The sequence below is a fragment of the Ruegeria sp. HKCCD7181 genome (genome assembly GCF_057221055.1).
In genome coordinates this window covers 24,843-37,643 of record NZ_JBWVBC010000005.1, presented here as the reverse complement: position 1 = coordinate 37,643, position 12,801 = coordinate 24,843, and the positions used below count along the sequence as shown (strand labels likewise).

Annotated in this window: 11 protein-coding genes and 1 pseudogene; 6 read left to right on the top strand and 6 right to left on the bottom strand. The window is 58.2% G+C overall.

Going from position 1 to position 12,801, the window contains the following annotated elements:
* Positions 1-227 precede the first annotated feature (227 nt).
* Positions 228-443, top strand: a complete 216-nt coding sequence (locus tag AC2TCY_RS11345; RefSeq protein ID WP_480847566.1) for a hypothetical protein — start codon at positions 228-230, stop codon at positions 441-443.
* Positions 444-453: 10 nt separating this feature from the next.
* Here the strand turns inward: AC2TCY_RS11345 and AC2TCY_RS11340 are convergent, their stop codons facing one another.
* Positions 454-672 carry a hypothetical protein gene (locus AC2TCY_RS11340; protein ID WP_480847565.1) on the bottom strand — a complete coding sequence of 73 codons (219 nt, stop codon included), beginning with the start codon at positions 670-672 and terminating at the stop codon, positions 454-456.
* A gap of 165 nt (positions 673-837) precedes the next feature.
* Here AC2TCY_RS11340 and AC2TCY_RS11335 point away from each other — a divergent pair, with 165 nt between their 5' ends.
* The 3 genes from AC2TCY_RS11335 (at position 838) to AC2TCY_RS11325 (ending at position 3,953) form a co-directional block, all read left to right on the top strand.
* Positions 838-1,107, top strand: coding sequence for a DUF2312 domain-containing protein (locus AC2TCY_RS11335; RefSeq protein ID WP_480847564.1), 270 nt, complete (start codon positions 838-840; stop codon positions 1,105-1,107).
* A gap of 295 nt (positions 1,108-1,402) precedes the next feature.
* The gene (locus AC2TCY_RS11330) at positions 1,403-2,776 is read left to right on the top strand and encodes a bifunctional enoyl-CoA hydratase/phosphate acetyltransferase (protein ID WP_480847563.1); all 1,374 of its coding nucleotides are present in this window, start codon (positions 1,403-1,405) and stop codon (positions 2,774-2,776) included.
* A gap of 4 nt (positions 2,777-2,780) precedes the next feature.
* On the top strand, positions 2,781-3,953 hold the full coding sequence (locus AC2TCY_RS11325) for an acetate/propionate family kinase (protein ID WP_480847562.1): 1,173 nt from the start codon (positions 2,781-2,783) through the stop codon (positions 3,951-3,953).
* Between the two features lie 224 nt (positions 3,954-4,177).
* On the opposite strand, the gene gph is transcribed toward AC2TCY_RS11325, so the two are convergent.
* Positions 4,178-4,855, bottom strand: a complete 678-nt coding sequence (gene gph / locus AC2TCY_RS11320; protein WP_480847561.1) for a phosphoglycolate phosphatase — start codon at positions 4,853-4,855, stop codon at positions 4,178-4,180.
* A 226-nt stretch (positions 4,856-5,081) separates the two neighbouring features.
* On the opposite strand from gph, the gene hemP reads away from it, so the two are divergent.
* Both hemP and AC2TCY_RS11310 read left to right on the top strand, forming a co-directional pair.
* Complete coding sequence (gene hemP, locus AC2TCY_RS11315) at positions 5,082-5,249, top strand: hemin uptake protein HemP (RefSeq protein ID WP_298387027.1); 168 nt, start codon at positions 5,082-5,084, stop codon at positions 5,247-5,249.
* Positions 5,246-5,722 (top strand): hypothetical protein, encoded by a 477-nt coding sequence (locus AC2TCY_RS11310; RefSeq protein ID WP_480847560.1) that lies wholly within the window; start codon positions 5,246-5,248, stop codon positions 5,720-5,722. Before hemP ends, AC2TCY_RS11310 begins: the two co-directional genes overlap by 4 nt.
* Positions 5,723-5,794: 72 nt before the next feature.
* Here the strand turns inward: AC2TCY_RS11310 and AC2TCY_RS11305 are convergent, their stop codons facing one another.
* The 4 genes and pseudogenes from AC2TCY_RS11305 to AC2TCY_RS11290 all read right to left on the bottom strand — a co-directional run bounded on the left by AC2TCY_RS11305 (position 5,795) and on the right by AC2TCY_RS11290 (position 12,791).
* Positions 5,795-8,860: an aminotransferase class III-fold pyridoxal phosphate-dependent enzyme gene (locus tag AC2TCY_RS11305; RefSeq protein WP_480847559.1), complete on the bottom strand. Its 3,066-nt coding sequence runs from the start codon at positions 8,858-8,860 to the stop codon at positions 5,795-5,797.
* A gap of 102 nt (positions 8,861-8,962) precedes the next feature.
* Positions 8,963-9,841: pseudogene (locus AC2TCY_RS11300) on the bottom strand (NAD(P)-dependent oxidoreductase); the annotation flags it as partial.
* 86 nt (positions 9,842-9,927) lie between these two features.
* Complete coding sequence (cueR, locus tag AC2TCY_RS11295; protein ID WP_480847557.1) at positions 9,928-10,317, bottom strand: Cu(I)-responsive transcriptional regulator; 390 nt, start codon at positions 10,315-10,317, stop codon at positions 9,928-9,930.
* Positions 10,314-12,791, bottom strand: coding sequence for a heavy metal translocating P-type ATPase (locus AC2TCY_RS11290; protein ID WP_480847555.1), 2,478 nt, complete (start codon positions 12,789-12,791; stop codon positions 10,314-10,316). Before AC2TCY_RS11290 ends, cueR begins: the two co-directional genes overlap by 4 nt.
* Between the last annotated feature and the right edge of the window lie 10 nt (positions 12,792-12,801).

Below are 12,801 nucleotides of genomic sequence, written 5' to 3'. Positions count from 1 at the left end.
CGGGTCAATTCACATATTGATAGCGGAATATGAAGGATGTTCCAAATCACGAGTTGATGTCAATCAAGGCGATTGCCAACTTTTTCGTATAAGAATTAATCGACCCGTGGCGTATCGCCGATTTTTCAGAGAACAGGCGAAAATTTGCGCGATGTTCATCGAGTCTCATGCTGGTCTTAATGTTGTTACCTATATCAGGCAGACTGGCACCATGCGGGAGGATGCAAATGACTGCTCAGGATCTTTTTACCGAAGCGGAACAGCTTGAACGAAAGCTGCAGGATGCGTGTCTGGACACTCGGTTGGCTCTGCAACCAAGCGTCAGCAAAGTTCTCGACAGGATGCGCGCAACGGGTGTTCATATTCCATCGCGCCTGCGGCGTCTGGATGCTGCGCTCTGCGAGGACGCAATTGAGGCGCGATTTGACAATATGCCGGTTTGAACCGGTTTGGTCATCCAAAGGAAATGCCGAGGATGACCATCATCAGGCCAATCACCGACAGAAAAAGTGCGGCCATGTTCCATGGCAGCACACCTTGGACGGCTGCGCGTAATTCGTCGTCCGACAGGCCAGATTTACGTGCCTTCATAACACGTAGAATGCACCAGACCAAGCCAACCAAACCGGCCAAGGACAGGGCGGCCCCGCCCCAGACGATGATGTCGAACATGATTTCCAACGCTTGCCAAAATTCTTTCAACCGCGCTTAACGGATCGGCGTTGCCGGTACAAGTCCGGTGACCCGATTGCATGCTTGCGCCCCGCGCGGCGTCGATGTATCCGGCACATTGCCCGATGACATCGCATCACCAATCAGCCCGTGGGAGAGACGCAGATGGAAGACATCACCGAAGATCAGGCCGCTGCCAATTACCGAGTTACCGCAGGTGAACTGCGCCAATTCGTTGAGCGTATCGAGCGGTTGGAATTGGAGAAAAAAGATATCGCCGACCAGATCAAAGAGGTCTACGCCGAGAGTAAGGCGCGCGGTTACGACGTGAAGGCCATGCGCAGCATCATTTCCCTCAGAAAGCGCGATAAGGATGACATTGCCGAACAAGAGGCCGTCATAGAAATGTATAAGGAAGCGCTGGGTATGTCCTGACGCGTTCTGAATTCCGGCGCTATGCCGGATTCGAGACCAAGACATGATGAAGGCCACGCGCTGCAGTGATGTGTGGCCGACGGGGCGGCGGCCCCGGTTTGACAGGTGAATAGCGCCTCCGATTTCACTGCCAGGCGCGTTAACCGAAGCAGACTTGTGGTGATTTGCTAATCGTCCGTGATATTGTTGGACTTCCCGACGAAACTTCCTAAAGTCCCGAACCGAAGCTCCGGCCTGAACGGTTCGAGCACGATCCGCAGGTATCAACCGATGCAGGAAGTCGCCGAGAAAACCTATGCACTACAACAACAGACCATACGACCAACTGAAAGTCGGCGACCAGGCCGAGCTGACGCGGATCTGCACCGAAGACGACTTTATCGTCTTTGCCTCGAACTCGGGCAGCGACAATTCCATGCAGCCATCGACCGGCGAGGCAGACTCGGCATGTGAGGCCATCGCGCCCGCCTTGTTTGCGGGGGGGCTGATTTCAGCGGTGCTAGGGAATATCCTGCCGGGGGCGGGGACGTCGTACAAGTCGCAGAACTTCGAATTTGGTACACCTGCCCACGCGGGTGAGGAACTGAAGGTTCAGGTCAAGGTGTTGAAAAAGCAGGAGAACCGCGAGGTTGTTCTGGATGCCTGCGTGCTGCGACCCAGGGACGGTGCAGTGATCGTTTCAGGAACGGCTGTCGTCGTGGCACCGGATAGAGAGATGTCATTTCAGGACCTTGAAACTCCTGGTTTTGTGATTCAGCGGCACCGGCACTTCGACGCGTTGCTTGAGCGGTCGCGCGCCTTGGCGGCAATGCCAACAGCGGTGGTCGCGCCGGAAGATCCCAATTCTCTGGGCGGGGCATTGCTGGCTGCGCAGGAGACGATCATCGAGCCCATCCTTGTCGGTGACCCGGACAAGATAGCGGCAGCGGCGCGTGAAACTGGCATAACTCTGGGCGACACCGAGATTATACCGGTAGAGGGGCATTTCAAGGCAGCCAATGTGGCCGTTGACCTCGTAGCGGATGGCCGGGCGAAGGCCGTGATGAAAGGCTATCTTCATACCGATGAACTGTTGCGAGCTGCTCTGCGGCGCGAACGGGGCCTTCGGGCCGGGCGGCGATTTACACACGTCTTCGTAATGGACGTGCCCGGACAGTCGAACCTGTTTCTGGTGACCGATGCGGCGATCAATATTGCGCCCGATCTTGAGACCAAGGCCGACATCACGCAAAACGCGATTGATCTTGCGATTTCGCTGGGGATCGAGGTGCCAAAGGCCGCTATCCTGTCAGCGGTCGAGACGGTAAATCCGGCCATACCGTCTTCGCTGGATGCAGCCCTTCTGGCCAAAATGGCGGATCGCGGGCAGATCAAAGGTGGTCTGGTCGATGGGCCGCTGGCGATGGACAACGCGGTCAGTCTGGCGGCAGCCCGGACCAAAGGGATCACTTCGGAAGTGGCAGGGCAGGCCGAGATTCTGGTCGTGCCCAATCTGGATGCAGGTAATATGGTGTTCAAACAACTGAGCCATTTCGCCAACGCTAAGGCGGCGGGTGTAGTTCTGGGGGCCAAGGTTCCTATCATCCTCAACAGCAGGTCGGACGATGACAAAGCGCGGCTTGCTTCCTGTGCTGTTGCGGCACTGCACGCGGAACGGTTGGCCGGCTGAGCGCGTGGATCATATCGTAACTCTGAATGCGGGTTCGTCTTCGCTGAAATTCGCGTTATTCGCGGCCGAAGGCGCCGAGCCCACGCTGATCTGCTCTGGCGCTGTCGAGCGGATCGGTCGACGCACCGCCAATGTCAGCGCGCACATGGCAGATGGCCGGGTGATCGCACATGAGGCCTCAAGTGCGTTGCAAGATCACACAGTCGCAATCGATAGTGTTCTGAGCTTGTTGCAGCGGCATTTTCCCGCGGCAAATGTTGTTTCTGTCGGGCATCGGATCGTGCATGGCGGGCCAGATAACGACGGGCCTATCCTGATCACTTCGGACAGTCTGAATATGCTGGATATGCTGGTGCCCTTTGCGCCCCTGCACCAACCTTTCAACCTGCAGGGTGTGCGTGCCGCGATGGAGACGTTTCCGCTTGCCAGGCAGGTTGCCTGTTTTGATACTGCTTTTCATCGTCACCACCCCTGGGTCAATGATACATTCGCCCTACCCATCGAATATTACGAGATGGGTGTACGGCGTTACGGGTTTCACGGGATTAGTTATGACTACATCTCGGGTCATCTGGCCGAGACGGAGCCGCAGACGTTTGCCGGACGGGTCGTTGTTTCGCATCTGGGTAACGGGGCCTCGATGTGCGGAATGAAGAACGGCAGCTCTATCGGGTCCAGCATGGGGTTTTCTGCCATGGACGGGCTGCCGATGGGTACGCGCTGCGGGCAGATCGACCCAGGCGCGCTGTTGTTCCTGATGCAGCAGAAGGGCATGGGTGCCTCGGAAATCTCGGATCTTCTGTATCGTCATTCCGGCTTGCTGGGCCTGTCTGGTGTGTCCAATGACATGCGCACGCTGGAACAATCTGAGTTGCCAGAAGCCCGGAAGGCTATTGAGTATTTCACTTTTCGCGCCCGTCGCGAACTTGGTGCGCTTACTGCCGTTGTCGGGGGCCTGGACGCTTTGGTGTTCACCGGCGGTATAGGTGAGAACTCAGCCCGGGTGCGAAGCCAGATTTGCGCGGATATGGGATGGTTTGGGATCGAATTGAACGAAGAAGCAAACCAAAGTAACGCCCGAGTCATTTCGTCCGAGTCATCTCGGGTCCAAGTGATGGTTATTCCCACGAATGAAGAGCTGGTCATCGCACGCGCCGCGCTGAACGTTGTGTCTTAGGATTTAGCGTCAATTACGTTGGCAAAAAACCGCCTGTGGTTGGCGAAGTAAGGGCTCTACGGGAAACCCCCAATTTCGCACCGCCAGTGCATGCGCTATCCATTGGTTATTACCAGGGCCGCAAGGCCTTACCACTCTCACTTAATTCCCCTATGGGGGGCTGGCTACTAACCCCCTCGGCCAGCCCCTCAATTTCATTTCAGGATGCCAGGTGATCTGGCGGCTCAAGCGGCCGGGTGTGGATTGTCTTGTAGTATCTGCAGGACAAGTTCTGGCAAATCGGCGCTGTGGGTATAGCTGGCCCGATGCGGCAGGTCCGCGACAGGGGATTTCCGATAACCTTCGGTAAATAGCAAAAACGGTACGCCAGCCCGTTGCGCGGTTTCGGCATCAACTTCGCTGTCACCGACAAAAAGTCTGGGCCCGGAGGCGGGCAAAGCGTCAAAGCTGGCGTGCAGATGGGCCGGGTCCGGCTTTCGCGTGCTCATGGTATCACCACCCAGAACGGCGTCGAAATACCCGGACAGGTTCAGCGCGTCCAATACGTGGCGGGCGGGGGCTTCGGGTTTGTTGGTGCAGACGCCCAGGCTGCAGCCCATCTCGCGCAATTGGGCAAGCGCTTCCGGTACCCCGGGATAAACTGTCGTCCGATCACAGGCGGCAGCGTTGTAATGGCCCAGTGTCACCTTTGTCAGTTCGGAATGACGGTGCCGCGGCAGGCCGCAATGATCCATCGTCCGCTCGACCAGTTTCGGTAGACCATTGCCGACGAATTGCCGGATCGTTGGCTGAGACAGCGGTGTAAGATCCACGTCCGCAAGCATCCGGTTCACCGCCTGTGAAAGGTCGGCCAGGCTGTCGATCAATGTGCCGTCCAGGTCGAAGACAATAGTTGCGCTCATTGAAGGGCCCGCCTCTGATTTCTGTCGGTCTCAGGCCTAAACCGCACAGGTGCCAGAGTGCAACCAGCAGGCAGACAAAAAGGTTTGGAGTCTGGCGCTTGACAATCCCGACTAAAATAATCAGATTAAGACTCAGGAACGGAAAGCCAGCCCAAAAGGGTCAGCCAGATCACGAAAACCATTAACAGATATGGCACTTTGCCCGAAACGCTCTGGAGATGTCCCGATGAACGCGCAAAATCCCACACCGACTCAAGGTTATGCTGTCTCGATGCTGCCGGCCCATAAGGCCGAAGAGCTGACCAATGGTGGCAATCTGGCTCATATTGAGCTTGGCGATCAGCTCTACACCTTGCGCATCACCCGCGCGGGCAAATTGATCCTGACGAAATGAGCGCGCCATCTTCGCGCGGCGGGGCGGCTGTCGGTCGACTGGCCGATCTGAGCCCGGTTGAAGCCGGTGCGGTCATGTACCTGCGGCTTTGGAGCGACGGAGCGTCGGGTCGCGAGGATGCAGCAAGCGATTTCGATATCGCGCTGGGCTCGGACCGGGGGCAGGCCGCAATGCTTACGCTGGACCGCCTATGTACGCTTTGTTCGCAATATGGTCGCCGTCCGCTGATCCGACACGGGCGAGAGTGTTCCTGCCTTGGCGCGGACGAGAACTGTTTCGCTCAGATGATCGCCGCCGCCTCGGAAGGCGCGCGCGAGGATGCCATGATGATGGCTTCTCTGATCGTGCGACCTGATTTTGCGCCGGCTCTGGCATCCTTGTCCGAGGAACTTGGACTGGTGCTGCGCCGTATGATATCTGCACCCCCCGTGCCGACGACAGGGCATTCTGCACCCTCTGCGGTGTTGCACTGATCGGTACAACAAATCCCCGGCAATTTCCGCCGGGGTTTTGTTTTTCAAGCACTCACGAGACGTAAGGATGCGTCAGCAGCACCCGCATCCCGCGTGGTGATTATCATGCTCGCAAACCGGCGCAGGCGCGTAGTCTTCGACCTCCGACAGTACGTCGCGCAGCGCCCAAAGGATCATATCCACATCCTCGGCTTCGATGGTCAGAGGCGGGCGGATTTTCAGGATATTATCCTTGGGCCCTTCGCTGCCGATCAGGATGCGATGGTCGCGCATCCGGTTTTTGACATAGCTACAGATCTCGGGGCTTTCAGAGCCGTCCGGATTAACCAGTTCGATGCCCAGAAACAGCCCCATGCCGCGGACGTCGCCGACATGCTGGAAATCGGCTTCGATTTGTTTAAGGCCGGTCATCAACCGCTCGCCCATGGCTTTGGCATTGTCCTGCAAGCCTTCGTTGTCAACGATGTCCAGCACCTCATTGCCGATCCGGCAGGACAGGGTTGAGCCGCCGAAGGTCGAAAAGAATTCAATCCCGTTATTGAAGCTTTCGGCGATGGCCTTCGTAGTCACTAGAACGCCCAGCGGATGGCCGTTGCCGATGGGTTTACCCATCACCACGATGTCGGGCAGGGCGCCTTGGTGTTCGAAACCGAAATAATAATCTCCTAGCCGTCCAAGGCCTGTCTGTACTTCGTCAGCGATACACACGCCTCCGGCGGCGCGAATTTTCTCATAAACCGCAGGCAGGTATCCTTTGGGCGGGATGATCTGCCCGCCGACCGAAGGGAAGGTTTCCGCGATAAAGCCGGCAAGACCTTGGCCCCTGTCTTGCAGCGCAGAAATCGCTGGATCCACCAGATCCGCAAACTTCTGCGCGCGGTTGGGATCATCACGCTTGAACGAGCCGCGATAATCATCTGCAACTTCGACCAGTTCGACCCAATCGGCCCGACCTACACCGCCGGGCTTGTTGAATTTGTAAGCCGAGATCGCCACTGCCGCGTTGGTGTTGCCATGATACCCGTGATCGGGCGTTACAATGCCCTTGGCCCCGGTATGGGCGCGGGCCAGGCGCAGGGCCAACTCGTTCGCTTCAGTGCCGGAGTTGACGAAAAAGCAGACCTCGAGGTGTTCCGGAAGTTTGGATAGCACTTTGTCAGCAAATGCGGTTTGCGCGGGGTGCAGATACCGGGTGTTCGAATTCATCCGCTTCAGCTGATCCGCCGCCACGGCCTGAATGCGGGGATGTGCGTGACCTACATGCGGGACGTTGTTATAGGCGTCCAGATAGGGGCGGCCCCATTCGTCAAACAGGTGGTGTTTCCAACCGCGTACCAGCATGACCGGGTCGTCATAGGTCAGGCTGAGATTGCCTCCGAAATGGTCATGCCGTCCTTGCAGGATGGCCTGTTTGTCGGTCGGGCGATATAGCACCTTGTCGTCTGGCAGGTTGAGCAGTGCCGCAGGGTTAGGGCATACGGCGTTCCACAGTTCCATTTCGTCCGGGTCGGCAACGCCAGGCCAGTCTGCATCCATTCCGGCAGTGGTCATGGCCAGCTGGAAATGCACATGGGGCGCCCAGCCTCCATTCTGGCTGGCGTCCCCCAACTTGGCAAAGGCAGCACCCTGCGCCACTGGATCGCCCGGTTTCAGGCGGTCGCAGATCTCTGGGTCCAGATGGCCGTAGAGCGTATAGAAGGGATCCCCTTCAGGCGTTTCGTGATGCAGGATCACGACGCCGCCATAATCGAGGTGATGATCGCGGTTTTCCACAACTTCCACCCGCCCGCTTATCGGCGCGTGCAGGACTGTGCCCGCTTGGGTGAAGACATCCACCGCCAGATGCACCGTGCGCCGGTCCGAGGCCCTCCACGGCCCCTTGCGAAACCCGGGTTCGGCGTAAATCAGACGGGGCTCGTTGTAGTATCCAAGCCAGAGACCATCTCCGAATTCCTCGCCCACGCGCGCGGCCTCGGTTAGCGGCATGTGAAACGGATTTTGCGGCCAGGTGGAGTTCTCGACGGATAAAGACCCCATAGGTGCGTCGCTCAGGCTCTGCCCGAATAAATGCGAGAAGTAACCGCGATGATCGGACAAATAGGCGTGGATCCGTTCGACCCCATCAACAACGGGCAGCCCGCATGCGGTCCTTAGCCGGGCGGACATAAGGCCGCCGTTGACGCCGGTATTCTCCAGAAAGCGCCATGCAGGGGCCTGACTGATGGTGACATAAGGGTCATCCGGGTTTTCTACCGCCATCAGGGTCGAATTGACGACTGATACTGCCAATCGCATACGCAGTAGAGGCCAGATAAGATCGACTTCCTCAGGGCTTAGACGATTTGCAGCGTGGTAGCCACGAACCAACGATGCCAGAGCGCGCTCGGGTTTCGGGTGATCCAGCACGACATAAGCCCCGGCGATCGCCAGGTCGCAGATACGCGGAGCTGCGCACATATCACCCAGATCGATCAGACCCGAGACGCTGCGGCGTTCACTCAGCTCGCCCTCGACCAGAATGTTGTAGTCGTTGGCGTCGTTGTGAATGGCCTGCACAGGTAAGCGCGAAAGCTCGTCGGAAATCGCGTCGTAATCCCGTACGATCTCCTCCAGTACTGAGCGCCGGCTAGTATCGGAAATGGCGCCTAGTTTGTCCGAAATCCATCCGCCCTGCATCAGATCCCACTTGAAATCTGATCTGTTCAGGCTGTCATGTGTGAACCCGTCCAGAGCCCGGTCCGTCGCCCCCAGCACCCGACCCAGTTTGAGAATAAGGTCTTCGGACTTGGGCGCGACTTTGGCGTAACACCGCCCCGGAAGTCGCTCCAATAACCAGGCAAGGCGCGGTTGCCCGTCCTCGTCTGCAATCTCGGGCAGAACATCGCCAATCACGGTCGGAAACACTTTGGGAAATGGAAGCCCAGGAGCCTTCGCCGCGATGTGTGCCAGCGCTTTGATTTGAAGATCGACCAGATCGGGTGCGCAGCCTGCTCGCATGACTTTCAGGACGTAGTCTTGACCGTTTGTCGCCTGCACCAGGAAGTTGAGGTCATATTCCCCATCCAGCCGCGTCAGCCGCGCGTCCAGTCCCCAAACCCCGCTCAAGGCGTTCGCCCAGAATGTCGTCATCTCATTCATTCAAAACCCTGTCTTGTCTTCACCATTTCCCGCTTTCTTCTTTTCAAGAAACCATCGGGGGTAAATTGTCGATTGCGAAAAGGGAGGCGGTGCCCGCTTACCTTAATCCAGCGCCCGCAGACGCTTGAACAGCGAGGACGTATCCCATCGCCCGCCACCCAGTTTCTGCACATCCTTGTAGAACTGATCGACCAGTGCCGTTACAGGTAATGAGGCGCCGGTTTCGTTAGCCATATCCAGACAGATACCCAAATCCTTGCGCATCCAGTCGACGGCGAATCCATGCTCAAAGTGATCATCCAGCATGGTTTCATGCCGGTTCACCATTTGCCAGCTGCCCGCGGCGCCCTGACTGATAACTTCAACCACCGCGCGACCGTCAAGCCCGGCTTTTTCCGCAAAATGCAAGGCTTCGCTCAAAGCCTGGACCAACCCCGCGATGGCGATCTGGTTGCACATTTTTGTCAACTGCCCGGCACCGTTGTCACCCATACGACGGCAGATTTTTGAATAGACCTGCATCAGGGGTTCAGCCGCGTCATAGGCGGCCTGATCGCCGCCGCACATGATCGAAAGAACACCATTTTCTGCCCCAGCCTGACCTCCCGAAATCGGCGCGTCGACAAACGCAATACCTTTCGCTTTCGCAGCCGCATAAAGCTCGCGTGTGACTTTTTCGGAAACGGTGGTGTGATCGACAAAAACCGTGCCCTCGGACATACCGTGAAAAGCCCCGTCTTCGCCAGTGCAGACCATGCGCAAATCGTCGTCATTGCCGACGCAGGAAATGACGAATTCCGCGCCCTTTGCAGCTTCCTGTGGCGTTGCAGCCATTGCGCCGCCGTGCTCGGCGACCCAAGCCTCGGCTTTGGTGGATGTGCGATTAAAGACTGTAACCTGATGACCTGCGGCCTGAAGGTGCCCCGCCATAGGATAGCCCATGACACCTAGGCCAAGGAACGCGACTTTTGCCATTTGGTGATCCTCTCCCTTGTCCTGCTACTGCTACCAGCGCCGGAATGTTCAGCACTGACAAAGCAAAGCTCGGACCAAAGGGCAACCCCGAGTTACGCCTGCCCGCCGAGATCCTGAAGGATCGGACAATCCGGGCGATCATCACCTGCACAGGCGTCGATCAGGTGGCCGAGCGTGTCGCGCATTGCCTTCAGATCGGCAATCTTGGCATCAATTTGTGTCAGGTGCTCGCGCGCGATCCGCTTCACGTCTGCGCTGGCGCGGCTTTCATCCTCGTACAGCGCCAGCAGGGTACGGCAATCTTCGATAGTGAATCCCAGCGCGCGGGCGCGGCCCAGAAAGTTCAGCTTGTGAATGTCCTGCTCGCGAAATCGGCGATAGCCGTTGTCGTCGCGTAACGGTTTGATCAAGCTGATCTCTTCGTAATAACGGATCGTTTTAGCAGGCAGCCCGGTTCGGTTTGCGACGTCTCCGATATTCATGAATGAGCCTCCTGCGATGAGAGCGAGCCGTGCGTTTCCGGAACACTCGCGCGAACACGGCGCAGGCGCAGCGCGTTGGAAACGACGAAGACGCTGGACAACGCCATCGCGCCCGCGGCCAGCGCCGGCGACAGCAGGTGCCCGCCGAATGGGTATAAAACGCCTGCAGCGACGGGGATCAGCAACGTGTTATAGCCAAAGGCCCAGCCCAGGTTCTGACGGATATTGCGCATGGTTCGGCGGCTGATCTCGACCGCATTTGCCACACCTCGCAAATCGCCCGACATCAGCACCACATCCGCCGTTTCAATCGCCACATCAGTGCCGGTGCCGATAGCAATTCCGATATCAGCCGCTGCCAGAGCCGGCGCGTCATTGATGCCATCGCCAACGAAGGCCACAGTTCCATACTGCTCTCGCAACGCAGTTATTGCAGCCAATTTGCCATCGGGCAGCACTTCGGCTGTGACATGGTCGATGTTCAGCTCATCCGCCAGCGCTTGGGCCGTGCGAGTGTTGTCTCCCGTGACCATCGCCAGCGTCATTCCCATCTCGTGCAGACGTTCCAGGGCGGCACGTGTGCCGGGTTTTATCGGATCAGATACCGCAAGTGCCGCGGCGGGTTGTCCGTCAACCGCGACATATAGCGGCGTAGCCCCTGCGGATGCCAGTTCCGCAGCCTCAGGCGCTAACTTGCTCAGATCGACATCGTTTTGCTCCATAAGACGGTCTGATCCAATCAATACGTAGCGCCCATCTACCATCGCGCTCAATCCAAGGCCGGTCAGGGACTCGAAATCCGAAATACCCGGCAGTTCTGTCGGTCCGGCGCGTGTAATAGCAGAGGCTATCGGATGCTCCGATCGGGCCTCAACTGCCGCCGCCAGCCGCAGAACCCCGGTCCGGTTAAATCCGCTGTCGGTGATCACTTCAACCAATTCGGGCCGCCCAAGGGTCAGTGTTCCGGTCTTGTCCAGCGCAATAACTCGCGCCTGCTGCAATTGCTGTAACGCATCGCCCTTCCGGAACAGAACGCCCAGCTCCGCCGCGCGGCCCGTACCTACCATGATCGAAGTCGGTGTCGCCAGACCCATGGCGCAGGGGCAGGCGATGATCAGCACCGAAACACCCGCCACCAAAGCCAGTGGCAGCGTAGGGGCAGGGCCAAACAGCAACCAGGCCAACACGGTCAGCACGGCAACGCCAATGACGGCCGGTACAAAGCGATGGGTGATCTGGTCGACCAGTCCCTGAATAGGCAGTTTCGCACCCTGAGCCTGCTCAACCATCCGAATAACCTGCGCCAGCACGGTATCTGCGCCCACATGGGTCGCGCGGATTCGCAGCGCTCCGGTACCATTCACGGTGCCGCCGACAACCTCGTCACCGGTCTCTTTGCCTACGGGTACCGGCTCGCCCGTAATCATGCTTTCGTCCACATACGAACTGCCGTCCAGAACCAGCCCATCCACGGGAACACGTTCGCCGGGTCGGATTTGCAAGATGTCATCCACCACAACCTCGGCAATAGGGCGGTCGACGTATACTCCGTCGCGCTCTACGCGCGCGGTGCTGGGTTGCAGCCCGACAAGCTTGCGGATTGCCGCACCAGTCCGACCTTTGGCGCGTGCCTCCAGCAGGCGACCTAACAGGATCAGGACGACGATGACGGCGGCGGCCTCGAAATAGACATTGGCGGTGCCTTGCGGCAGTATCTGCGGTGCGAAAGTTGCGACGACGGAATAGAGATATGCCGCCCCGGTTCCCAGCGCGACCAGTGCGTTCATATCAGGTGCCCGCCGCAGCAGTGATGGAACGCCTTTGGCATAGAACACCCGGCCAGGCCCGATCAGCAATACCGAGGTCAAAACGAACTGAATCAGATGGCTGGTCTGAGCGCCGATGTTCGCCTGCACCCAATGGTGAAATGCCGGGATCATATGTCCGCCCATTTCTAACACGAAAACAGGCAGAGCCAGCGCTCCTGCGAACAGTGTTGCGCGGGTGAGTGCGTTGATCTCTTCAGTTTTCGCGGACCGATCGTGATCGTCTTGCTCGCCTGCCGGGTGAGCCGGATAACCGGCTTCGGTCACTGCTTTTGCCAGCGCAGCCGGGTCGGTTACGCCTTGGACGTAAGTCACCGTCGCGTTTTGTGCGGCAAGGTTCACGTTTGCATTGACCACACCCGGGCTGGCAATCAGCACCTTTTCAATCCGTGCAACGCAAGAAGCGCAGCTCATCCCATCGATGTGCAAAACGTCTTCCTGCGTGGCCGCTGGGTATCCAGCCGCATCCAGCGCTTTAGCGACGTCGGGAAATTGGCTGTCATATACGATCTGTGCGGTCTCGGTGGCAAAATTGACCGAAGCCTTGCTGACGCCGGGGACCGCCTGCAACGCGTTTTCCACACGTCCAACGCACGAGGCGCATCCCATCCCTGTAACCTTGATCTGAGCGTGGTTTCGTTCCGTCATCCGAGTCGTC

Bases quoted from the DNA above. Each gene is read 5' to 3' on its own strand.
- AC2TCY_RS11345 (WP_480847566.1), top strand. From the start codon at position 228: ATGACTGCTCAGGATCTTTTTACCGAAGCGGAACAGCTTGAACGAAAG.
- AC2TCY_RS11340 (WP_480847565.1), bottom strand. From the start codon at position 672: ATGTTCGACATCATCGTCTGGGGCGGGGCCGCCCTGTCCTTGGCCGGT.
- AC2TCY_RS11335 (WP_480847564.1), top strand. From the start codon at position 838: ATGGAAGACATCACCGAAGATCAGGCCGCTGCCAATTACCGAGTTACC.
- AC2TCY_RS11330 (WP_480847563.1), top strand. From the start codon at position 1,403: ATGCACTACAACAACAGACCATACGACCAACTGAAAGTCGGCGACCAG.
- gph (WP_480847561.1), bottom strand. From the start codon at position 4,855: ATGAGCGCAACTATTGTCTTCGACCTGGACGGCACATTGATCGACAGC.
- hemP (WP_298387027.1), top strand. From the start codon at position 5,082: ATGAACGCGCAAAATCCCACACCGACTCAAGGTTATGCTGTCTCGATG.
- AC2TCY_RS11310 (WP_480847560.1), top strand. From the start codon at position 5,246: ATGAGCGCGCCATCTTCGCGCGGCGGGGCGGCTGTCGGTCGACTGGCC.
- AC2TCY_RS11305 (WP_480847559.1), bottom strand. From the start codon at position 8,860: ATGAATGAGATGACGACATTCTGGGCGAACGCCTTGAGCGGGGTTTGG.
- cueR (WP_480847557.1), bottom strand. From the start codon at position 10,317: ATGAATATCGGAGACGTCGCAAACCGAACCGGGCTGCCTGCTAAAACG.
- AC2TCY_RS11290 (WP_480847555.1), bottom strand. From the start codon at position 12,791: ATGACGGAACGAAACCACGCTCAGATCAAGGTTACAGGGATGGGATGC.